This is a genomic window from Blautia sp. CAG:237 (genome assembly GCF_000436615.1).
GTDB lineage: Bacteria > Bacillota > Clostridia > Lachnospirales > Lachnospiraceae > Blautia_A > Blautia_A intestinihominis.
In genome coordinates this window covers 1-20,349 of the sequence record NZ_FR886648.1, presented here as the reverse complement: position 1 = coordinate 20,349, position 20,349 = coordinate 1, and the positions used below count along the sequence as shown (strand labels likewise).

General features: G+C 44.9%; 24 protein-coding genes and 1 tRNA gene. 7 read left to right on the top strand and 18 right to left on the bottom strand.

What is annotated here, in order from left to right; translation table 11 throughout:
- Positions 1-6 precede the first annotated feature (6 nt).
- Positions 7-444 (bottom strand): HIRAN domain-containing protein, encoded by a 438-nt coding sequence (locus QZL69_RS00320; RefSeq protein WP_022213242.1) that lies wholly within the window; start codon positions 442-444, stop codon positions 7-9.
- 210 nt (positions 445-654) lie between these two features.
- Between QZL69_RS00320 and QZL69_RS00315 the strand changes: the two genes are divergently transcribed.
- Both QZL69_RS00315 and QZL69_RS00310 read left to right on the top strand, forming a co-directional pair.
- The gene (locus tag QZL69_RS00315) at positions 655-885 is read left to right on the top strand and encodes a hypothetical protein (RefSeq protein WP_022213241.1); all 231 of its coding nucleotides are present in this window, start codon (positions 655-657) and stop codon (positions 883-885) included.
- Between the two features lie 30 nt (positions 886-915).
- A complete protein-coding gene (locus QZL69_RS00310) occupies positions 916-1,458 on the top strand; it encodes a Uma2 family endonuclease (RefSeq protein ID WP_022213240.1) in 543 nt (180 codons plus the stop codon).
- Positions 1,459-1,637: 179 nt separating this feature from the next.
- Here QZL69_RS00310 and QZL69_RS00305 read toward each other — a convergent pair whose 3' ends face one another.
- From QZL69_RS00305 to QZL69_RS00260, 10 genes are all read right to left on the bottom strand, one after another.
- A complete protein-coding gene (locus QZL69_RS00305) occupies positions 1,638-1,874 on the bottom strand; it encodes a hypothetical protein (RefSeq protein ID WP_022213239.1) in 237 nt (78 codons plus the stop codon).
- 448 nt (positions 1,875-2,322) lie between these two features.
- Entirely contained in the window at positions 2,323-2,502 is a 180-nt protein-coding gene (locus QZL69_RS00300) for a hypothetical protein (protein ID WP_022213238.1), read from the bottom strand.
- A 317-nt stretch (positions 2,503-2,819) separates the two neighbouring features.
- Positions 2,820-2,999 carry a hypothetical protein gene (locus tag QZL69_RS00295; protein WP_022213236.1) on the bottom strand — a complete coding sequence of 60 codons (180 nt, stop codon included), beginning with the start codon at positions 2,997-2,999 and terminating at the stop codon, positions 2,820-2,822.
- The gene (locus QZL69_RS00290; RefSeq protein ID WP_173905887.1) at positions 2,986-3,147 is read right to left on the bottom strand and encodes a hypothetical protein; all 162 of its coding nucleotides are present in this window, start codon (positions 3,145-3,147) and stop codon (positions 2,986-2,988) included. Before QZL69_RS00290 ends, QZL69_RS00295 begins: the two co-directional genes overlap by 14 nt.
- Positions 3,148-3,253: 106 nt before the next feature.
- Positions 3,254-3,445 carry a hypothetical protein gene (locus QZL69_RS00285; RefSeq protein ID WP_022213235.1) on the bottom strand — a complete coding sequence of 64 codons (192 nt, stop codon included), beginning with the start codon at positions 3,443-3,445 and terminating at the stop codon, positions 3,254-3,256.
- A 4-nt stretch (positions 3,446-3,449) separates the two neighbouring features.
- Positions 3,450-4,223 carry an ATP-binding protein gene (locus QZL69_RS00280; protein WP_022213234.1) on the bottom strand — a complete coding sequence of 258 codons (774 nt, stop codon included), beginning with the start codon at positions 4,221-4,223 and terminating at the stop codon, positions 3,450-3,452.
- Positions 4,177-4,944 (bottom strand): hypothetical protein, encoded by a 768-nt coding sequence (locus QZL69_RS00275; RefSeq protein WP_022213233.1) that lies wholly within the window; start codon positions 4,942-4,944, stop codon positions 4,177-4,179. The genes QZL69_RS00280 and QZL69_RS00275 overlap by 47 nt, the downstream gene beginning before the upstream one ends.
- A 14-nt stretch (positions 4,945-4,958) precedes the next feature.
- On the bottom strand, positions 4,959-5,147 hold the full coding sequence (locus QZL69_RS00270; protein ID WP_022213232.1) for a hypothetical protein: 189 nt from the start codon (positions 5,145-5,147) through the stop codon (positions 4,959-4,961).
- A 78-nt stretch (positions 5,148-5,225) separates the two neighbouring features.
- The gene (locus tag QZL69_RS00265; protein WP_022213231.1) at positions 5,226-5,717 is read right to left on the bottom strand and encodes a hypothetical protein; all 492 of its coding nucleotides are present in this window, start codon (positions 5,715-5,717) and stop codon (positions 5,226-5,228) included.
- 39 nt (positions 5,718-5,756) lie between these two features.
- Positions 5,757-5,948, bottom strand: coding sequence for a helix-turn-helix domain-containing protein (locus tag QZL69_RS00260; protein ID WP_022213230.1), 192 nt, complete (start codon positions 5,946-5,948; stop codon positions 5,757-5,759).
- Between the two features lie 154 nt (positions 5,949-6,102).
- Between QZL69_RS00260 and QZL69_RS00255 the strand changes: the two genes are divergently transcribed.
- Both QZL69_RS00255 and QZL69_RS00250 read left to right on the top strand, forming a co-directional pair.
- Complete coding sequence (locus QZL69_RS00255; protein ID WP_022213229.1) at positions 6,103-6,573, top strand: helix-turn-helix domain-containing protein; 471 nt, start codon at positions 6,103-6,105, stop codon at positions 6,571-6,573.
- Between the two features lie 656 nt (positions 6,574-7,229).
- Entirely contained in the window at positions 7,230-8,276 is a 1,047-nt protein-coding gene (locus QZL69_RS00250; protein ID WP_022213228.1) for a site-specific integrase, read from the top strand.
- A gap of 239 nt (positions 8,277-8,515) precedes the next feature.
- Here the strand turns inward: QZL69_RS00250 and QZL69_RS00245 are convergent, their stop codons facing one another.
- From QZL69_RS00245 to QZL69_RS00235, 3 genes are read right to left on the bottom strand one after another with little or no spacing between them, the layout of a single operon-like run.
- On the bottom strand, positions 8,516-11,983 hold the full coding sequence (locus QZL69_RS00245; protein WP_022213227.1) for a DNA polymerase III subunit alpha: 3,468 nt from the start codon (positions 11,981-11,983) through the stop codon (positions 8,516-8,518).
- A gap of 24 nt (positions 11,984-12,007) precedes the next feature.
- On the bottom strand, positions 12,008-12,850 hold the full coding sequence (locus QZL69_RS00240; RefSeq protein WP_022213226.1) for a CvfB family protein: 843 nt from the start codon (positions 12,848-12,850) through the stop codon (positions 12,008-12,010).
- A 22-nt stretch (positions 12,851-12,872) separates the two neighbouring features.
- Positions 12,873-13,577, bottom strand: a complete 705-nt coding sequence (locus tag QZL69_RS00235) for an acyl-[acyl-carrier-protein] thioesterase (RefSeq protein WP_118699213.1) — start codon at positions 13,575-13,577, stop codon at positions 12,873-12,875.
- A gap of 187 nt (positions 13,578-13,764) precedes the next feature.
- On the opposite strand from QZL69_RS00235, the gene QZL69_RS00230 reads away from it, so the two are divergent.
- Positions 13,765-14,343 (top strand): GNAT family N-acetyltransferase, encoded by a 579-nt coding sequence (locus QZL69_RS00230; RefSeq protein ID WP_022213224.1) that lies wholly within the window; start codon positions 13,765-13,767, stop codon positions 14,341-14,343.
- Between the two features lie 37 nt (positions 14,344-14,380).
- Here the strand turns inward: QZL69_RS00230 and QZL69_RS00225 are convergent.
- The 3 genes from QZL69_RS00225 to QZL69_RS00215 all read right to left on the bottom strand — a co-directional run bounded on the left by QZL69_RS00225 (position 14,381) and on the right by QZL69_RS00215 (position 16,619).
- Positions 14,381-14,452: transfer RNA gene (locus tag QZL69_RS00225), tRNA-Gln, on the bottom strand.
- A gap of 134 nt (positions 14,453-14,586) precedes the next feature.
- The gene (locus tag QZL69_RS00220; protein ID WP_022213223.1) at positions 14,587-15,846 is read right to left on the bottom strand and encodes a sensor domain-containing diguanylate cyclase; all 1,260 of its coding nucleotides are present in this window, start codon (positions 15,844-15,846) and stop codon (positions 14,587-14,589) included.
- 239 nt (positions 15,847-16,085) lie between these two features.
- Complete coding sequence (locus tag QZL69_RS00215; protein ID WP_022213222.1) at positions 16,086-16,619, bottom strand: V4R domain-containing protein; 534 nt, start codon at positions 16,617-16,619, stop codon at positions 16,086-16,088.
- 238 nt (positions 16,620-16,857) lie between these two features.
- On the opposite strand from QZL69_RS00215, the gene QZL69_RS00210 reads away from it, so the two are divergent.
- Complete coding sequence (locus QZL69_RS00210) at positions 16,858-18,321, top strand: nicotinate phosphoribosyltransferase (RefSeq protein ID WP_022213221.1); 1,464 nt, start codon at positions 16,858-16,860, stop codon at positions 18,319-18,321.
- A gap of 209 nt (positions 18,322-18,530) precedes the next feature.
- Positions 18,531-19,562 carry a 3-deoxy-7-phosphoheptulonate synthase gene (locus QZL69_RS00205; protein ID WP_022213220.1) on the top strand — a complete coding sequence of 344 codons (1,032 nt, stop codon included), beginning with the start codon at positions 18,531-18,533 and terminating at the stop codon, positions 19,560-19,562.
- Between the two features lie 53 nt (positions 19,563-19,615).
- On the opposite strand, the gene QZL69_RS00200 is transcribed toward QZL69_RS00205, so the two are convergent.
- Entirely contained in the window at positions 19,616-20,164 is a 549-nt protein-coding gene (locus QZL69_RS00200) for a stage V sporulation T C-terminal domain-containing protein (protein WP_022213219.1), read from the bottom strand.
- Between the last annotated feature and the right edge of the window lie 185 nt (positions 20,165-20,349).

The window sequence follows — 20,349 nt, the reverse complement described above, 5'->3', positions numbered from 1 at the left end:
CTGGTTCTATATACCAATACTGAGCAGACAACCATAGCTTTCCTTGTAGCTGTAGCCGCCCATGATCTGCAGGAGTTCTGCTCTGATCTGTAATCCTGCATCAAGCACTGCTGCCAAGCTGGAAGCCAACTCTCTTGGAACGTAACCAATAACTGTCTTTCTGTTGATCGAGCGTAAATGAACAACGATCTGGATTGCATTCTTGTCGAACTGGTTCTCCGGATCCCTTACAAGCTCTGCCTGCATGGTTTCCACTGGAAACTGTTTCATAAACTTCAATCTCTCCTGGATGTTTTCGGATGTGGTGCCTACGGCTCTGATCTTTATAGACACTTTTACACGCTTCCATGCTTTCCGGAATGCCTGGGACAGAGAATAGCCCTGTTTCTTTAACTTGTTCGCCATTGTACAAACTGTCTTTCGAATATTTGTGATCTGCTTCATTCTCTTATCCCCTTTCGTTGTTCTCTTCCTTTGATTTAAGTATATTATATACCTATTACCGTAAATAGTCCATTGACACATCTTACATATTTACGGTAATATATTTGGTTATTTTTTATATTTACGGTAATAGTATTTTATGTTATACTTAGTGTATGATGGGAAAGGTGTCAATATACACTCGATGCCCCATAGAAAGCAGGTGCTCGCATGACAGAGAAAAGCAAAATTAGCAAAGCACAGCAAAAAGCTGTTCAAAAATACGTTAAAAAGAACTACGACCGCATCGAATTAACCGTTCCAAAAGGTCAGAAAGATTTTATTTCTCAACTGGCAACTGCTGCCGGTGAATCTGTAAACGGCTACATCAAGAAAGCTGTTGAAGAACGAATCCAACGGGAAAATCCGGATATTTCACTTACTTCCCAAACAACTGAATAATTGTAATCAGACTGAAAGGATGTGTTTACTATGCCAGTACTACAGCGTAAAGAATACACCGTAGAAGATATTTATAACCTGCCAGAGGGAACCCGGGCAGAGCTGATAGATGGACAGATCTACTACATGGCACCGCCTACCAGAAGACACCAGGACATTGTGGGAACACTCTACAGGAAGATCGCGGACTATATTGACGCTAAAGGCGGCTCCTGCAAGACCTATATCTCCCCGTTTGCCGTATTCCTGAATGAGAATGATAAAAACTATGTAGAGCCGGATGTCTCCGTGATCTGTGACCCAAGCAAGCTCAATGACAGAGGTTGCGCCGGTGCTCCTGACTGGATCATTGAGGTTGTTTCACCGGGCAGCAGGAAAACGGACTATTTCACAAAACTGTTCAAGTACCGAACTGCAGGTGTTCGTGAATACTGGATCGTGGATCCGATCAAGAACTTGATCCTAGTTTATAATTTTGATACCAGCGATTCCGAACAATACACCTTTGCTGACACGATCGCGGCAGGTATCTATGAAGATCTGCTTATTGATTTCAGCTCTTTTACAAATTGACTACGCAAATACAGGGGATTGCTCGCCAGCCCGTGCCGGTAAACAATCCCCTGTATTTTTATGTCCTGATCTTTTTAAGGTCTGACAAATCTGACAATACAATTTCTTTTTAGGGTGTCGGATTTGTCGGGATACTCGCCATTTTCCTTTTTAGGGTGTCGCAAATGTCGCATTGACATTTATCTTTCCAAGAATCCAAGTAAAAGATAATAGATCTCTCTTGCCCGTTCTTTATGGGCGGTTATCAGATTCAGTACCAACTCCATATAGTCCACTTTCTCCACTCCCTCTGCTCTCCGGATCATCTGCATAAGTTCCTCATGTCTCTGGTTGAATTTCTTGCTGTTCACCTGCAGGTTTTTCTCTTCCTGGAATACCAGATCATCAAGCATCTGTTTAAATTCTTTATTGTTCATTTAACCACCTCACTATGTGGAAAGGGCAGCAGTTGCCGCCCCGATCTATGTTGTCCCGGTAGTATTGGTAGCACACCGAGGTATCACTTCACGCCCTCAGGATATACAATATTGCATTTTTCAGCATATTATTGTAATCTTGTAATCAAGAACCCTTCCTAGTACCCATAATCCGAAAGGATTGTACAAGTGAAAGGTTCTTTTTTCCTGCTGCCGTTCCAGATCAGACTACGCCAATAGCATTACCAGAATCAGCAGAAGAACCACACCGGCTCCCGGGTCACGTCTCCAGGAGTTGCGCCGGCGCAAATTTTAGTATTGCATCTTTACAAACGTCATTGTAGAATATGTCTAAAGGGAGAGGTGATACCTGACCCCCACACTTTGGGTTAGGCCATTACTTCTCTCTTTTTCTATCGGTGTCCGAATCGGACACCTTTACTTTTTTTTACTGTTTATAACTCACCATAACTGTTCCAATAAGCCACAACCTGCGAAGATCTTTCTCATTCATTGCTTCCATGAGCTGTTTTATTTTTTCTTTGTAGGCTTTTTCTACGCCTCTGGATTCCTGCTGCTGTGTTTCAGAACCGTTCTTCTCTGCCAGATCATTACTCTCTGTATTCATCCCTGTACACCTCTGTCTGCTGTCAAATACTTAATCAGTGTCCAGATAAAACTCAAAGTATCCTCATCATTCATGCTCTGTACTGTGTCACAAATCAAGTCCTTGTATTTCTGTTCCATTTTGGTTCCAACTCCATTCTATCAGTCATATTATTGCAAGGTGTCCGATTCGGACACCTCTGTTATTTGAATATAATAACCGGTGCATGTCCTTTCCAGAAATTCAAATTATAATACAACGTGTTATTACTGCGATAATACAATGCATATATCTTACTGTTTCCGTAGCGTATGCGTTTCTTTTTCATGATACGCCCCTTAATATCCAATAATCAGCCAGTGAAAGAACATTCCAAACGGCACTCCAATAAAGATTGCGATCGTAACCAGACAGTACAGGCAGTTAATCACCTTGCGTCTGATCAGCTTCCTGATATGTTTCTTGTAAATTGCTTTCCACTGCTCATAGGTCATCAGCTCTCTTTTATGCTCTCTCATCCCCTGCTGCCCCTTTCCTTTTTTCGAATTCCCCAAATCTTCTGGTTATCACTTTTATCTGTTTCAGGTGCTTCATATCCTGGAGTTCTTCAAGATCCTGGATGATCTGCACCCTTAAACGCTCTGCTTCTTCAATATTTTTCGTCAAAACACTTGTCCTTTCTTCCGGATCCGTGCTACTATGTACTTGCTTGTTAGACCGGATCCGGTCATGTTGCTCCTGTGTGAAGTGGTGTTCATACAGGAGCTATTTTTTATTTAAGTGGTATTCGTTTCTTTTTGCCCTGCTGCTGGTCGTTCCTGTATCTGACCAGGTAAAGCCTTGCTCCCTCTCTTTTTGCCGCCTGTATAGCTTCCTCACGGGTAGCATTTGCAATACTGCAAACCTCGTGGTGCTCGTCACTGTATGACAGGCAGTAATAATAGCCGTTCAGCTTCTTTCCCATGTTCTCACTCCTTTCTCAGTACGTCCTGCAGGAAACGCTGCTGTTCCATGTCTGCCTTTTTTCTCCGGATACTTTCCTCTGGCATTTGCAAAACAATACTGCTTTTTATGATCCTGTCCTTGGTTCTGGCATCCACATTCAGATCATTCGCATCAAAGTTTGATGTGAAGATTGTGATATTGCCCTCTTCCATCCGACTATTGACAAGACGGAACATTTCCTGTTTATGCCAGTCATTTCCAACCTGTGCTCCCAGATCATCCAGGACAAGGACCTTACACTTGCGATAGATCTGTGATGGATCCGCTTCACCTCGTGTCCTCTTGATCTTCTCGCCTACCACGTCAATATAGTCTGGTGCGGTAATAAAACGCATTTGAAGGCCATACTTGACCATCAAAGATCTTGCCAGGCAGCAGGAGAGAAAGGTCTTGCCGCTTCCCGGTGTCTCACTCCAAAGATATAATCCCTTGCCCTGTTTCTCCCATCGGTCAAAGTTCTCCACGAAATCATTAAAGATCTTTGCCATCTTACCCATATTCTGGCGGTATACTGAAAAATCAAACTTCGAAAGATCAGCGTTGCAGTATTCCGGCGGTATGCCGGTCTGATCGTTTATGTATCTCTTTCCCCTGCATCTGGAACAACGCTTTGCAAGTGCTAAAGGCTCCCTATAGCCCTCTAAGATCTCAAGAGTTATCTCCCAACCTGTCCCATGGCAGACAGGACACTCACCAGAGTTTAACTGACGCTGACGGTCCTGCATAGTCATTTCCATTCCCTGCTGCTCCTTTCCCGTTCTGTCTCACCCATGTTCTGACTGCTGCCTTCCAGTTCTTCATCTTGTTCTTTCCAACCATCCAGCCCTTGCACTCGTAGAAGTCAACAAACCTTTCTGCATCAACTGAGTAGTTGTTTTCCTGACAATACCGCCTGACTTCTTCCACCGTAGGGGGAATAAAACGAGTTGTTTTGGTCTTCTTTTTGGGTGTTGGTGGTTCGGAAACCTCTGTTTCCGGGTACATATCTTTTATATATATACTATTCTTATCTATACTATCCTTATCTAACCTAACCTGGGTATCCATTTGGTATCCATTTTGGTTCCACTCTGGTTGCTCTCTGGTTACACATTGGTTGTCAATTGGTATACCAACACTCCCCCGCAAATATGTATTCTTGCTTGTTTCCAATTGTTTCAGCTCTTCCTGGTATATGGTCGGCTTATAACGATCACTCCTGATCGAATTATTTACTCTCCAATCTGTGATAACAACCACACCGCTATCAAACGGTATTACATACCCCTTGGAAATCAAAATTCTCAAATCGTCATTTGTGCAATTTGCAATCTTTACAATTTTTTTCGGCGAAGATACAAAGCCGTCATCATCTGCCCGCATTCCAAAGTGAAAATATAAAGCCTGTGTTGATACCGGCATATCTAAAAACTTATCTGTATCTATCACGTCAATACTGAACATTCTCTTTGCTGCCATTGTGTTACTCTCCCTTATCCTACGTCTTCCTTGAAGCCATAATATTTCTTGGCAAAGTATGCGACCGGGATCTTTCCGGAAATGGTCAGATATCCTTGCTCTTTGAGTTCCTGGTTCATCTCCCGGATAAGACCATAAGCTTTACCTGCAGATACTCCCATAGCCTCCGCAACTTCCTGTGCTGTTAAATACTGTTTTCTCACTCGATTTCGCCCCCTTTATGCTTTAGGCTATAAATTGTCCATTAAAGTGATTCAAATTGAATTTAGGTCGATTTCTTCTCAATTACTCCCTTTGTGGAAAATATTCTCGATGAAGCGTTCACGGTATTCCTTTCTTTGTTCCTCAGTCAGTTCTCTAACTACTGGTGGTGCAATTCTGATCCAGGTCGTAGGAACATGAGCACAAATAATTTCGCCCTCACCTGTGCTCTTGGTAAGTGCCACTATCTCGCATTCTTCCGGATGTTTTTCTGCCAGCTCTTTAATTCTGTTTATGTATCGCGGCTGTGAGAATGTCACCGTTGCTCTCTTTGAGTGTTTTATAAACTCTATTGCATTCTCTGTGGTTCCGGAAATATCCGGCAGCAGTAGTTCACCAACCTGTGCACCTGCTGCCTCTGCCAGTCTTTCCATCGCATCCTCAGAAGCAAAACCATTGTCCATGATCCACTGGAAAGATCTTGCCCCAAGTCCGGTACTTCTACAAATGATCTCTGGTGTCAGCTCCTGCTCTGCCATAAGCTCCTGGTATTTCTTGGTATTAAATCTCATGCTTCTCCTTTCATCCTTAAGCCACCGCCCCCCGGTGAATTAATCAATAATCTCTGTTACCTTAACACCAAGGCCTCTGGCAACTTTTCCAGCCGCCTGTGGCGTTATTTTCTTACTGTTTAAAATCACGCGTAATCGCTGCCTGCTCATGCCTGCTCGATTCGCAACTTCGCCTATAGTTAAACCACTATCCGCTAAAGCAATTTCAAACTTTGAATCATTAATTGTCATTTTGCCCCTCCTTTCTAAGAACTTTTTCAGTTCTATATTTGTAATATATAGCACTTTTATAGTTCTGTCAACAACATTTTAGAACTATTTTAGTATTGTGTTATTGAAATGACATTGCTATTTTGTTATTATGAATTTGGAGGTGAACCATATTATGAGTGCAGCAGAAACTTATCCAAAATTAGGAGATGCAATTCGTTTATATCGAAGACAGAAAGGATATACTCAAGCAGAACTGGCCCGAAAAAGCGGGGTCAATGAAGTCCAAATACGAAGATATGAGTTAAACAATGCTACGCCTCGTAGAAACCAATTACAAAAAATTGCTGAAGCTCTAGACATTAATATTTATGAACTATACACTACTGCAATTAATAACGAAAATGGAGATACTGTGTCAACCATGGACTGCTTAGGTGTTCAATTAGATGAAGGACTTGACGGTCTTCTTAAATTTCTTTCAATGCATGGCATTGAGTATTCGATTTCAGAGGGGGCATTCATATTCGAAGAGACCGGGCAAAGGTATATAATAACGTCAGAAAATTTCATGTTGTTTTTTGACGCTGCTCTAGAGCAATTAAAGTTTCTAATACGCCTGCTTTTTAAAGAAAGCAAACTTTAATATACAAAAAAGGTGTCCGAATCGGACACAACAGAATAGATCTGACCGGCAGCAGGTTATCTCTATACTGCTGCCATAAATAATATATTTACCCAGGGAACCGGGGGACGTGCTTTTTTTCACCTGATCTGAGACCTTACAGAGAGGGGTGAAAGTTATGAGTGATTATGAGACTTTTATGATTATCCTGACAACAGCCAGCCTGATTGTATCAATCCTTACATACACACATAAAAAATAGCCGTCCTGTTCTTTGGCGAGAATGACGGCTATTTTTTAACTGCTTTATTTCGCCGGGTCGGGTGAATCGCACTCACCTTCCGGCTCCCTTGTTAAGTATATTATACTCATTTTTATCGCTATATGCAACTGTTGATTGTGTTTGATTATATTGATTCTATTTCACAATATTTTTATACTGCTGCTTTTTTAGGGTGTCCGAAATGTCCGAATGCTCACCGCTCCCCTTTTTAGGGTGTTAGAAATGTGAGAATACTGTCTCAACTCTTTTTAGGGACTAAGGAAATGAAGACATCACCTTTTCGTTCTGATCAGAACGATCGAACCGGCAGCAGTACCAAACATTTTGTTGAGATCAACAAAACGTCCCTTTCACCCTTAAGCCACCGCCCCCGGCAAAGTGAAAGGAGCATTTTATGCCATCATACTACGATGAATCCACAAAATCCTGGTACTGTAAGTTCAACTACATTGACTGGAACGGACAACGCCGCCAGAAGATGAAACGGGGATTTACGAAGAAAAAGGACGCTAAAGACTGGGAAAGCCGGTTCATTGCTTCCCGAAAATACGATTCCAAAACCACGATCGGCATGATTACCGCCGACTTCCTGCAGGAGATCACACCCAGAAGACGTTATACTACTATCAGCAATTACAGGAATGCATTTAAGAACTACATCAACCCGGCTTTTGAAGATCTGCCAATAAGCGCACTCACAGAGAAGCATATTGTTGACTGGCAGAATAATTTGATAACCGCCGGACTTGCAGACACTTATATCTACAAGTTAGACACCATCTTCCGGACCGTATACCGGTTTGGTGCACGTCGGTGCAAGATCTCAGAGAATCCCTTTGACGGTCTTGAGAAGATCGGAAAGGGCCGCGCTCAGACAATGCAGTTCTGGACCCTGGACCAGTACAGAGAGTTTATTTCCCGTATAGATGATCCGGTGAAGTATATTGCCTTTGAGATTCTGTATTATACTGGTATACGCCTGGGAGAACTGATTCCATTAACTGCTGCCGATGCAGACACAGAGAACGGGATTCTGCACATCAATAAATCCCTGCAGCGTGTCAAAGGTGAAGAGATCATAACACCCCCAAAGACAGCTAAAGGAACCAGGGACATTATTATGCCCCTATTCCTCTGTGATGAGCTTACAGCCTACAAGAAGCGCCTGTATGGGTGTAATGATGATACAAGACTGTTCACTATGTCAAAATGCGCCCTGTACTATCCCATGAAAAAGTATTCCAAGCTCGCCGGGGTTCCCCGGATCCGCTTACACGATCTTCGGCACTCTCATGTAGCATTGCTGATCGAACACAATGTTTCCCCTCTGGTTATTGCTGAACGCCTGGGACATGAGAGCATTGACGTGACACTTGGAACTTATGGGCATCTTTACCCGAACAGGCAGCAGGAAGTAGCAGACATTCTTGACAGCTTATAAAACAAAGACCCCAGGGGAATGTTCTTCCCTTGGGGTTCTTCGTTATAACGTCCGTGATCTCTGATGGGTGCTCCATGGCAGGAAGAACCAAGTAAAATCTGACGCTCACTCCTGCTGATAAGCATATCCTGATTGCCGTCAAAAGTCAATCGCATTTTTCAGGGCAAAACGGGCAACTTCTGACTTTTCGTATCAAATTCGTATCACCGCATTTCAGGAATCCCGTATTCTCAAACCAACTAGAAGTTTTTCAATACTCTTTCCACAACTTTAACATTGGATTCCCCATATTTTTTCTTGAGTTCACTCAGAATTTCTTCGTTGATCCGGATGCAGAAGGCTGCCGGGAGGCGCTTCATTGCTTTGACGTCTTTCAGATAGATGACGACGGCTGAAGTTCCTGAGGCGGATTGCAGGAAACTCTGGAGTTCTGCTTCTGCCGCACTGTACTCTGCTTTATCCTTAAACTGTATCCAGATCTCTCTCGGAATATCCTCAAAAGAATGGACTTTTTCGAGGATCAGCTTACTTGGTCTGTCATCTTCTGCGTTGACGCGGCCCTGGATGAAGACTCTGGCATCGTCGGTGATCAGCGTCTGCCATTTCTCGTAATCCCGTGGAAAAACAACGACTTCCACGGTTCCTACAAGGTCTTCCACTGTCAGAAATGCCATGACCTTGTTATTTCTCGTATATTTAATCGTTCTCTCCGTGATCATTCCGCCTATGATAACCTTCTGACCATCATATACCTTCGGGATCCCGCTCTCTTCATCCGGCTGGAAATCAGTTGTTTTGGCAGAGATCATCTTGTCCATGATCCCACGATATCCTTCCAGCGGATGCCCGCTCAGGTAAATTCCAAGAACCTCTTTTTCAAAGGCAAGAACCATCTCTTTGTCATACTCTCCGACATTCGGCATCCGGATCTCGAAATCCTTCTTGTCTTCATCACTGACCAGATCAAAAAGACTCATCTGCCCCGCAAAAGAATTCTTCTTCTCCTGCGCGATACTGTCCACGATCTGACCATAAACATTCATCTTCTGGCGGCGGTTGCCTTCCAGACAGTCCAGTGCTCCGGCCTTGATAAAGTTCTCGATAGCTCTCTTATTGACAATTCCTGTCAGTCTCTCAATGAAATCCTTGAGCGAGCGGTACGTTCCGTTCTTTTCCCTCTCCTCTACGAGAGCATTGATGACCGGACGTCCCACACTCTTGATCGCAGAAAGTCCATAACGGATCGCACCATGGTCGACAGAAAATCCATAAATTCCACAATTCACATCCGGTGGCAGAATGCTGATCCCCATCTGACGGCAGACCTGGATATACTCAGCCACCTTGTTCGGCATTTCTATAACGGATGTCATGAGCGCAGCCATAAATTCCACCGGATAATAATATTTCAGAAAAGCAGTCTGATACGAAACCACCGCATACGCAGCTGCATGCGATTTATTGAACGCATACTTTGCAAAATCGATCATCTCATCGTAGATCTTGTTTGCAACCTGCTCAGAAATACCATTTGCAATACAGCCCGGAACGCCCTCTGCTTCATTTCCATAAACAAAGTTCTGGCGCTCTTTTTCCATTACTGCGGCTTTTTTCTTGGACATCGCACGGCGCACCAGGTCGCTTCGTCCAAGCGTGTAACCTGCCAGATTACGTACGATCTGCATAACCTGCTCCTGATATACGATACAGCCATATGTCGGCTTCAGGATCGGCTCCAGCTGCGGGCAGTCATACTGGATCGTATCCGGATGGTTCTTGCCACGGATATACTGCGGGATAAAATCCATCGGACCCGGACGGTACAGGGAAATTCCCGCGATCACATCCTCAAGACTCTGCGGCTTCAGTTCCTTCATGAAGTTTTTCATACCCGCACTTTCCAGCTGGAATACACCGTCAGAACGTCCCGTTCCCAGTGAATCAAGTACTTTTTTGTCATTATAATCAATCTGCTGCATATCAAGATGAACACCAGTATCCTGCTCGATCAGATGCACTGCATTCTGGATAACCGTCAAAGTACGAAGTCCCAGGAAATCCATCTTGAGAAGTCCCAGTTCTTCCAGCGTTGTCATCGTAAACTGTGTAACGATCGAACCGTCCTGCGCCCTCGAAAGCGGCACATACTCTGAAACATCCTTCTGGCTGATAACAACACCTGCCGCATGCATGGAAGTATGACGCGGCAGTCCTTCCAGTCTCCTGGCAGTATCGATCAGGTCATGGATCTCCGGCTGGTCCTCATAAGTTTTTTTGAGCTCCGGATTCATCTTGAGAGCCTTGTCGATCGTGATATTCAGCTCCTGCGGGATCATCTTGGCGATCGTATCGACCTGTGCATACGGAAGGTCCATCACACGGCCTACATCACGGATAACACCCCGCGCCGCCAGCGTACCAAAAGTAACGATCTGAACCACGCAGTCATCGCCGTACTTACGGCGAACATAATCAATCACTTCCTGTCGTCTTTCGAAACAGAAATCCACGTCGATATCAGGCATGGAAACTCGTTCCGGATTCAGGAAACGCTCAAACAGAAGGTCATAACGGATCGGGTCAAGCTGTGTGATCCCAAGCGTATAAGCAACCAGGCTTCCTGCCGCAGAGCCACGTCCCGGTCCTACCATAATGTCATGATCTCGCGCATACCGAATAAAATCCCACACGATCAGGAAGTAATCCACGTAACCCATGTTTTTGATCGTGGAAAGCTCGTAATTCAGGCGTTCTTTCAGCTCTTCGGTCACTGGCTGGTAACGCTCTTCCAGCCCTTTGAAACAAAGTTCATTCAGATATTCCCAGGAAGTATATCCCTCCGGAACATCAAATTTTGGCAGTTTGGTGACACCAAACTCAATCTCTACATGACACCTCTCTGCAATCTTATGCGTATTCTCCAGAGCCTCTGTCGCATAAGGAAAAAGCCTTTCCATTTCCTCCGGAGATTTTACATAATACTGCCCGCCATCATATCGCATTCTGTTTTCATCGGACAGTTTCTTACCTGTCTGAAGGCACAGCAGTACGTCGTGCGGCTGTGCATCCTCTGCCAGTGTATAATGAACGTCATTGGTCGCAACCAGTTCGATCCCTGTCTCACGGTGCATCTTGAGCAGCTGCTGATTTACATTCTGCTGCTCGGGAATTCCATGATCCTGCAGTTCCAGGAAAAAGTTTCCCTTTCCAAAAATATCCTGGTATCTCAGTGCAGCCGCTTTTGCATCCTCATACATCCCTCTGGTAAGAAATCTCGCCACTTCACCCGCAAGACAGGCACTCAGAGCGATCAGACCTTCATGATATTTTTCAAGAAGCTGCAGATCCACACGCGGTTTATAATAGAAACCTTCCACGAAACTTTTGGACACGATTTTCATCAGGTTCGCATAGCCCTGGTTATTTTCTGCAAGAAGAACAAGATGGTAATAACGATCATCTCCGCTCCCGATCTCACGGTCAAAACGGGATCCCGGAGCCACATAAACCTCGCAGCCAAGGATCGGATTGATCCCTGCTGCCCGCGCCGCACGGTAAAAATCGATCACACCATACATAACTCCATGGTCTGTGATCGCAGCACTGTCCATACCAAGTTCCCTGACTCTGTTCACATACTCCTGGATCTTGTTGGAGCCATCCAGAAGGCTGTATTCTGTATGAACATGAAGATGTGTAAAATTCATATTTTTATCCTTTACTATGCCCAATTACTTAACAATGTAGATACGGCGGTCTTTGATCTCGATCTTGCCTTCTTTGAGCAGATGTCCTACCGCACGTTTAAATGCATTTTTGCTCAGACCGAACTCTCTGCGGATGACTTCCGGTGAAGCCTTGTCATCAAATGGAAGAACTCCTGCAAATTCTTCGATAATGCTGAACACACTTTCTGCATCTTCATTGATCTGAATGTATGCTTCCTCACGATCGCTGACATCCATTTTTCCATCTTCTTTGACCTTGGTCACACGAAGGTCAAGGACAGTTCCCGGGCGGTATTTTCCTTTTGCCTCTCTTGCCGGGATCAGCGCAGAATATTTATTATCTACAGCAACAAAAACACCGAAGTTATCGCTGATCTGGTAAACTCTGCCCTTCACGCGGTCGCCCTCTTTGTAAGGTGTCTCCTGGGAAAGATACGGATAAACTTTCATTGTTGCACAAAGTCTGCTGCTCTTGTCCACATAAACAGCAACCAGGCATTCCTGTCCCTCAAAGATCCTTGTTGTCTGCTCATGATATGGAAGCAGAAGATCCTTCTCCAGCCCCCAGTCCAGAAATGCACCGATCTTTGTCACCTGTTTTACTCTGAGAAGTCCTGCTTCTCCAACTGTCAGGCGCGGCTCATTTGTAGTTGCGATCATTCGATCCTGTGAATCCTTGTAAATAAAAACTTCCAGCTTGTCACCGGCTTTTGTACCTGCCGGAACCTGCTTTGCAGGAAGAAGTACCTGATGTTTGGTATCTGCGTTCATATCTTCTGCCAGGTATACACCGAAATCTACTGTTTTTACTACCTGCAGCGTCTGTTTTTTTCCTAATTCGATCATAAAAATCCTCCAATGTTTTTTATTACATAAACTCTACAATTGCATATGGTTCACTCTTCTGGTCATTCAGAAGAATCGTTGTCTTTGTGTCTTCCACAGCGCGCGCCGGGCAGATCACATCGTGAAGTCTTGCCTGCTGCTTATATTCTGCGCGCATCTGATGGATTCTGAAATCTGCCGGCAGATAATCCATCGCCATCTGGACGTACTGGCAGTTATTTACATGATGATTCGTGTCCAGATGATGCTTCTGCACAGCAAAAGCCTCCTGCTGCTCATACTCGCCCGGCAGTTTGATCTTGCGGGGTGCATAGTCCATATCCAGTTTTGGTTCCAGCCCGTATGCCGCGGTATCGCACTCCGTCAGTTTGACAGGAAGCCCGTTTTCCGCATTGATATAGGTCCAGTACGTATTGGCATAGGCGAGCCGTTCTCCACCCTTTGTTTCCATGCAGAAATTACGCATTCCCAGGAAACTCCGAAATCCATACGCCCAGGTCGAAGTGGTGATTTCTTCTCCCAGATACGGATAGCGGTCCACGATCACCTGCCATGCGGATAATACCCAGAATCTTTTCCATTCCCTGAGGACTTCCATTCCAAGACCTACTTCTTCCGACTGAAAAGTACTGCAGTCCTGAAAATAATTCAGAACTCCCGGCAGTGTTAACAGACCATTTTCTCCGATTTCACTGTAGCGGACTCTCCCGCTGAAACTGTATGCCATATATATCCCCGCTTTCATTTCTCCTGCTGAATAGTTACCAAAATCTATAATTATTTCTCAGTAAACTTTACCATTTCCCGTTTTTATTTGCAACCGTCAGAACAACACATTTTTTCCTCTGTTATTTTTCCTTCCAGGTGCTATAATCATGATAAAATATTTAAAGGAAATCAAGGAGGAACCTTTCATGTCATCTGATGAAAAAATCACGATCCGCACCGCCAGGGAATCCGATGCTCCGGCTCTTCTCGCGATTTACGCACCTTATGTCGAAAACACTGCCATCACCTTTGAATACGATGTGCCATCCATAGAAGAATTTACATCCAGAATCCACCATACTCTGGAAAAATATCCATACCTCATCGCAGAAAAAAACAATCAGATCCTTGGCTATGCCTACGCCAGCCCGTTCCACGAGCGCGCAGCTTACGACTGGGCTGTAGAAACTTCGATCTACGTCGACCAGAACTGCAAGCACATGGGAATCGGCAGACTCCTGCATGATGCTCTGGAACAGACGCTCAAATCTCAGGGAATACTCAACATGAACGCCTGCATCGCCTATACACCTTCCGTCGATGCTCATCTGGATAATAACAGTGTTGAGTTTCATTCACATATGGGATACCGTCTTGTGGGAGAATTTTATCAGTGCGGTTACAAATTTGATACCTGGTATAATATGGTCTGGATGGAAAAACAGATCGGAGAACATCACAAAAACCAGCCTGCTCCGATCGCCTTCAAAGAGTTTCATAAATAGGCAGAAAAAAAGCACCTCATCTGAGGTGCTTAAGTAGCAGGGCTACAAGGATTCGAACCTTGAACTGACGGAGTCAGAGTCCGTTGCCTTACCGTTTGGCGATAGCCCTTCATTCATTCGCTTGCGTTTTTTATTTCTTATCGCTCGCGACGAATGTTATTATATTACAGGGTTTCAAAAAAATCAACCCCTTTTTTTAATTTTTTTTAAAAAATTTTGATTTTCCTGAAAACCCGCATAAAATCAGCCTTTTTCGGGTGTACTTCCCATTTCTTCCTGATAAATTTTCTTATGCTCCCGTTTCTGCTGGTACATGATCCGGTCTGCTTCCTCCAGAATTGTTTCCGGAGAAGTTTCCTCATGTGCCTTCGGCACTTCCACGATCCCACAGCTGAAACGCATCGCATACGGCTTGCCACAGTCACTGCTGAACTCGTGCTGCACCCTGTGTACTTTGTCCCTTGCAATGCTTACCGGACAGTTTCTCAGGATAATGCAGAACTCGTCTCCACCAATTCTGGCAAAAACATCTCCTTTACGGATATAATCCTGCACCGTCTCTGCAAAATGCCGGATATACCAGTCTCCCTCAGAATGCCCAAATGTATCATTGACATATTTCAGATGGTCAAGGTCACAGTAACAGAAGATCAGTCTCTCACCCGTCGCCAGAAGTTCATCGGCTTTTTCCTGGAAGAAAAATCTGTTGCCGCCTCCGGTCAGTTTGTCGTGATAAGCCTCAACCTTGAGCTGTTCTTCCCGCCGCCTTGTCTCAGTCACTTCCTGAATGATATGTGTATAGGCCTTCCTGCCCTGCCACTTCATCATACCTGTCGTGATCCGGTAAAATCTGTCCTCGGAATCCTCAGCTTCCCAGTCCCACTCATAAGACTCCAGCTGACCATGCTCTCCGTCAGCGATCCTTGCCGTCTGTTCCATACAGATCCGATAGATTCCCCGCTTCTTCACATCAACCGCGCGGTTGCAGTAAAATACTTCCTGCCCGTCCAGACTCGTCACGAGGATCTCCTCCTCGCTTCGGGCGATCAGTTCCATCAGAAGCTGATTGTAGCTCTCTGCCATCTCTGCATGACGTTTCTCAGCCTCGGCTTTGCGCTCCAGGATCATTTCTCTCTCACGGAGCTGTTTCGTCATCGTATTAAAAGCCTCTGAGAATTCACCAAGATATGACACGGTCTGGGAATAATCTCCCTTGGCAACCTGCTTTGCCTGCCAGGTGAGGTGATTCAGATTTGCGTGGATATTTTTGAGGTTTTCACACAGAAAATTTTCTCTGGAAGGTGTAAAACCCGAAAGATCCCCCTTTGACAATGCCGCAGAGTAAGCCTTCATTTCCTTGACTGCCATTTCCAGATAATTCAGACCAAGTCCCAGTTTCTGGTAAGGCTCATCCAGTTCATTTACATCCAGCGTCTTTACTTTCGGATCATACAATATATCTCTTAAATACTCAAACAATAACTTACAGTTTTTTTCTTCCATAAAAAAATTCTCCTGGTTCCATTCATTATCGGCATTTCATGGCCACACGCTTTGCAGAATGGAACTATGTAAGCGACAACGCTTATTCTTCGTAACTGTTCAGTACCCTCACAGTCACGAGTCAAAATGCATTCCAGCTCACCTTCGGTGCGAGCATTTTGACTTGTATGTCTCGGGATTTTGGCAAAAATATGCCCAAACACCTCGCACCTCGCGGGATACTACCTGTTAGCTAAATACTATTCTTCTACATTAGCATGAAAACGGCATACTCTATCTCCTGTAGCCCAGCAGTCTACCTCGATCGCTGTATACTGTTTGCCGGAATATACAGACAAGATTCCGGCGATAAATCCCTCGTCATAATTGCAGACAGTCTCTCCAAGCACAGGAAGTCCGGAACAGTCCGCGTCCTCTGCTACTGTAAGGATGATCTTGCCGCTCTCCTCATCTACATCCTCAATTCTAAGAACACCCATCTTAAGCTCTTTCATCTTGTTCTGAAGTTCACTTACAAACTGATCCATCGGCTGATCCAGATTAAGCATATTTTTTGCAAAATATTCTCCTGCCATACGTCCGGCGCTGCGGAATACTTCTACCTGCTCATCCTTGCCGTATCTTCTGAGCAGTTCTTCCTTGAGAGAATATTCCAGTAAACGATATACGCGAACCGGTAATTCCTCTCCCAGATTTCCCCTGCTGTTCTCATCATATTTCAGATATTCCTCGAACTGGATCGGCTTTCTGTCCGCCATAAAAATATTATCCATAATGTAAATCCCCCGCTTTTCCAATGGCAGCTAATTGTATACTGCCTTTATCTTAATAATAAAGTATTGCGTATCTTATGTCAATTTAACGTTCCTTTTGTCGGCAAATAATTGGTGGTTTATGTAAAATATTAGTGCTGATCGTGTAAAATAATGCTATAATGGTTTTACATTTTGATACAGGATGCCTTTACAAGCCGGCATCTGTGATCTATTCGCTTAATAAAGGAGAAACTGGATGAGAGCAACCAACCTGACCCTGCTCACAGATTTATATGAATTAACGATGATGCAGGGTTATTTCAAAAACCCAACCAACCAGACTGTTATCTTCGACATGTTCTATCGTGTCAATCCATGCGGAGGAAGCTTCGCGATCACAGCAGGTCTGGAGCAGATGATCGAGTATATCGAGAATCTTCACTTTGAAACAGAAGATATTGATTACCTCCGAAGTCTTAATATTTTTGAAGAAGATTTCCTGGAATATCTGAGCACTTTCCGTTTTACCGGAGATATCTACGCAATTCCGGAAGGAACTGTCGTATTCCCGCGAGAGCCACTTGTCAAGGTTATCGCTCCGATCATGGAAGCACAGCTTGTCGAGACTGCAATCCTCAATATCATCAACCACCAGAGTCTTATCGCTACCAAAGCGGCTCGTGTCTGCTATGCGGCACGCGGTGACGGGGTCATGGAATTTGGTCTTCGCCGTGCACAGGGACCAGACGCAGGTATCTATGGTGCACGTGCCGCAGTGATCGGCGGATGTGCCGGAACTTCCAATGTTCTGACCGGTCAGATGTTCAATGTTCCTGTACTTGGTACACACGCCCACAGCTGGATCATGAGCTTCCCGGATGAATACACTGCATTCAAGACTTACGCCAAGATGTACCCGAATTCCTGTACACTTCTGGTCGACACCTACGATGTACTCAAATCCGGTGTTCCGAATGCAATCCGCGTTTTCGAGGAAATGCGTGAAGAAGGAATCAAACTGACACACTATGGAATCCGTATCGACAGCGGTGACCTCGCATACCTTTCCAAAGAAGCCTACAAGATGCTGGCTGCTGCCGGATTTGACGATGCGACGATTTCCGCTTCCAGCGATCTGGATGAGTACCTGATCGACAGCCTCAAGACACAGGATGCCAAGATCAACTCCTGGGGTGTAGGAACCAACCTGATCACCAGCAGTGACAACCCGGCTTTCGGCGGTGTATACAAACTTGCCGCAGTCAAGGACGCAGGAAGCTCCACCTTCACACCAAAGATCAAGCTTTCCGAGAACACAGAGAAAGTCACCAACCCGGGCAACAAAACCGTTTACCGTATCTACAGCAAATCCACCGGTAAGATCAAGGCCGACCTCATCTGTATGGCAGACGAAGTTTTTGATCCGGAAGAAACCATGATCATCTTCGACCCATCTGACACCTGGAAGAAGACCAAGGTTCTTGGCGGCACTTATGAGCTTCGTGAACTTCTGGTTCCGGTAATCCGCGAGGGCAAACGTGTCTACACTTCACCGGAAGTTATGGAACTTCGCGAATACTGCAAGAAAGAACAGAACACTCTCTGGGATGAATCCCGCCGACTGGTAAATCCTCAGAAAGTATATGTAGATCTTTCTCAGAAATTATATGACATCAAGAAAAACCTGCTCGAAGAAATGAGCGAGAAAGCACTCGATTGATCGACCGGGGGGACGGAGTTTGTGGCTCTAAATATGTCCCCCTGGCTTTTTCTTGCAAAAATACTCTTAAATTCGACAAATTGATACTTTTACAGTTTAACGCATTAATTTGCTAGATTTTTTCTTTATGACATGTTATACTGTGTTAGATTGAAAAAACACCTTTCACATATATAAAGGTGCCATCTATACACTGGAGGAAATACATCATGTCTATGAAGATCAATCATGAACTTCCACTTCCGGAAGTCCTGAAAAACGAATACCCGCTCAGCGATGAATTAAAAGCAGTCAAACAGGCTCGTGACGAAGAGATTCGCCGTATCTTTACCGGTGAATCTGATAAATTTGTTGTACTTGTAGGTCCTTGCTCTGCAGACAACGAGGATACTGTCTGCGAATACGTCAACCGCCTCAAGAAAGTCGCTGACAAAGTTTCTGATAAGTTAATGATCATCCCGCGTGTTTACACCAACAAACCGCGTACTACCGGAGATGGATACAAAGGAATGCTCCATCAGCCGGATCCGGACAAAGCTCCTGACCTTCTTGCCGGCATCATCGCGATCCGTAAGATGCACATGCGCGTTATGCAGGAAACAGGACTTTCATCTGCCGATGAAATGCTTTACCCGGAAAACAGAAGTTACCTCGACGATATCCTCTCTTACGAGGCTGTCGGCGCACGCTCTGTTGAGAACCAGCAGCACCGCCTTACCGCCAGCGGAATGGATATCCCGGTCGGCATGAAGAACCCGACCAGCGGCGACCTCTCCGTTATGCTTAATTCCGTCACTGCTGCACAGCATCCGCATCATTTCATTTATCGTGGATGTGATGTTGAGACATCCGGTAACGACCTGGCCCACACCATCCTCCGTGGAGGTGTCAACCAGTATGGACAGGCAATTCCGAACTATCATTATGAAGATCTGATCCGACTCTACAACCTGTACAGCCAGAAGGATCTCAAGAACCCGGCTGTCATCATTGATGCCAACCATTCTAACTCCAACAAGAAATACAAGGAGCAGATCCGTATCGTAAACGAAGTTCTCCACAGCCGCAACTGCAATCCGGAACTTCACAAACTTGTCAAAGGTGTCATGATCGAGAGCTACCTGCTCGAAGGACGCCAGGACATCAGCGACCACATGACCCCTGGATGCTCTATCACCGATCCGTGTCTTGGATGGGAGGATACTGAACGCCTGATCTATGAAATTGCTGAGAAGTGCTGATAAAAACAGAAACACCGGAGATTCTTTTTTCACTCAAAGAATCTCCGGTATTTTTATTGTTCCATCTGCCGTCCAAGAAATCCTGCTGCCGTCTGTACCAGCATCTTCTCCGAATTTCCCGGTCTTTCCCCGTTACTTTTTCCGACAAGTGCAACCGAACCGATCGCGTCTCCTGCACAGATGATCGGCTGTATGATCAGACCTGCTTTATTTTCTTTCTGATTTTCGACCAGTGCTATCTTGCCTTTTTCTTCTCCGTAGTAGCACTTCATTTCCCGTTCTGCGATAACCCGGTCCAGCTCACGGCTGATTCCCTTGCCCTCGTATTCACGGCTGCCGTGTCCTGAAGCTGCCACCACCTGGTCATGATCTGTGATGCATGCCGTCATGCCTGTCGTCTGTGCCAGAGCCTCCACATATTCCTTTGCAAAAATACTCAGCTCTCCGATCGGAGAATATTTCTTGAGGATAACCTCGCCTTCTCTGTCTGTAAAAATCTCCAGTGGGGTTCCCTCCTTGATCCTCAGTGTGCGCCGAATCTCTTTTGGAATCACAACTCTTCCAAGGTCATCGATGCGGCGGACGATTCCTGTAGCTTTCATATAGGTTATGTTCCTCCTGTTGTTTTTCCATATTTCGTGCTGTATGGTTATTATATGGAAAACAAGGAGAATTATGCACATAATTATAGCATTTAATCCGCCTGGCTTCAACCTGATGAAATGTGAACTACTCGGCAACTGAGTTATCAGAGCATCTGAAATCTGGCGGGATACCGCCTTTTTTC

Excerpts from the sequence above, each read along its gene's own strand:
- QZL69_RS00215 (WP_022213222.1), bottom strand. The coding sequence starts at position 16,619 with ATGGATAATATTTTTATGGCGGACAGAAAGCCGATCCAGTTCGAGGAA.
- QZL69_RS00310 (WP_022213240.1), top strand. The coding sequence starts at position 916 with ATGCCAGTACTACAGCGTAAAGAATACACCGTAGAAGATATTTATAAC.
- QZL69_RS00265 (WP_022213231.1), bottom strand. The coding sequence starts at position 5,717 with ATGAGATTTAATACCAAGAAATACCAGGAGCTTATGGCAGAGCAGGAG.
- QZL69_RS00255 (WP_022213229.1), top strand. The coding sequence starts at position 6,103 with ATGAGTGCAGCAGAAACTTATCCAAAATTAGGAGATGCAATTCGTTTA.
- QZL69_RS00320 (WP_022213242.1), bottom strand. The coding sequence starts at position 444 with ATGAAGCAGATCACAAATATTCGAAAGACAGTTTGTACAATGGCGAAC.
- QZL69_RS00250 (WP_022213228.1), top strand. The coding sequence starts at position 7,230 with ATGCCATCATACTACGATGAATCCACAAAATCCTGGTACTGTAAGTTC.
- QZL69_RS00295 (WP_022213236.1), bottom strand. The coding sequence starts at position 2,999 with ATGAGAGAGCATAAAAGAGAGCTGATGACCTATGAGCAGTGGAAAGCA.
- QZL69_RS00285 (WP_022213235.1), bottom strand. The coding sequence starts at position 3,445 with ATGGGAAAGAAGCTGAACGGCTATTATTACTGCCTGTCATACAGTGAC.
- QZL69_RS00305 (WP_022213239.1), bottom strand. The coding sequence starts at position 1,874 with ATGAACAATAAAGAATTTAAACAGATGCTTGATGATCTGGTATTCCAG.
- QZL69_RS00275 (WP_022213233.1), bottom strand. The coding sequence starts at position 4,944 with ATGGCAGCAAAGAGAATGTTCAGTATTGACGTGATAGATACAGATAAG.
- QZL69_RS00315 (WP_022213241.1), top strand. The coding sequence starts at position 655 with ATGACAGAGAAAAGCAAAATTAGCAAAGCACAGCAAAAAGCTGTTCAA.
- QZL69_RS00220 (WP_022213223.1), bottom strand. The coding sequence starts at position 15,846 with ATGGAAGAAAAAAACTGTAAGTTATTGTTTGAGTATTTAAGAGATATA.
- QZL69_RS00280 (WP_022213234.1), bottom strand. The coding sequence starts at position 4,223 with ATGGAAATGACTATGCAGGACCGTCAGCGTCAGTTAAACTCTGGTGAG.
- QZL69_RS00230 (WP_022213224.1), top strand. The coding sequence starts at position 13,765 with ATGTCATCTGATGAAAAAATCACGATCCGCACCGCCAGGGAATCCGAT.
- QZL69_RS00260 (WP_022213230.1), bottom strand. The coding sequence starts at position 5,948 with ATGACAATTAATGATTCAAAGTTTGAAATTGCTTTAGCGGATAGTGGT.
- QZL69_RS00245 (WP_022213227.1), bottom strand. The coding sequence starts at position 11,983 with ATGAATTTTACACATCTTCATGTTCATACAGAATACAGCCTTCTGGAT.
- QZL69_RS00235 (WP_118699213.1), bottom strand. The coding sequence starts at position 13,577 with ATGGCATACAGTTTCAGCGGGAGAGTCCGCTACAGTGAAATCGGAGAA.
- QZL69_RS00240 (WP_022213226.1), bottom strand. The coding sequence starts at position 12,850 with ATGATCGAATTAGGAAAAAAACAGACGCTGCAGGTAGTAAAAACAGTA.
- QZL69_RS00210 (WP_022213221.1), top strand. The coding sequence starts at position 16,858 with ATGAGAGCAACCAACCTGACCCTGCTCACAGATTTATATGAATTAACG.
- QZL69_RS00205 (WP_022213220.1), top strand. The coding sequence starts at position 18,531 with ATGTCTATGAAGATCAATCATGAACTTCCACTTCCGGAAGTCCTGAAA.
- QZL69_RS00300 (WP_022213238.1), bottom strand. The coding sequence starts at position 2,502 with ATGAATACAGAGAGTAATGATCTGGCAGAGAAGAACGGTTCTGAAACA.
- QZL69_RS00200 (WP_022213219.1), bottom strand. The coding sequence starts at position 20,164 with ATGAAAGCTACAGGAATCGTCCGCCGCATCGATGACCTTGGAAGAGTT.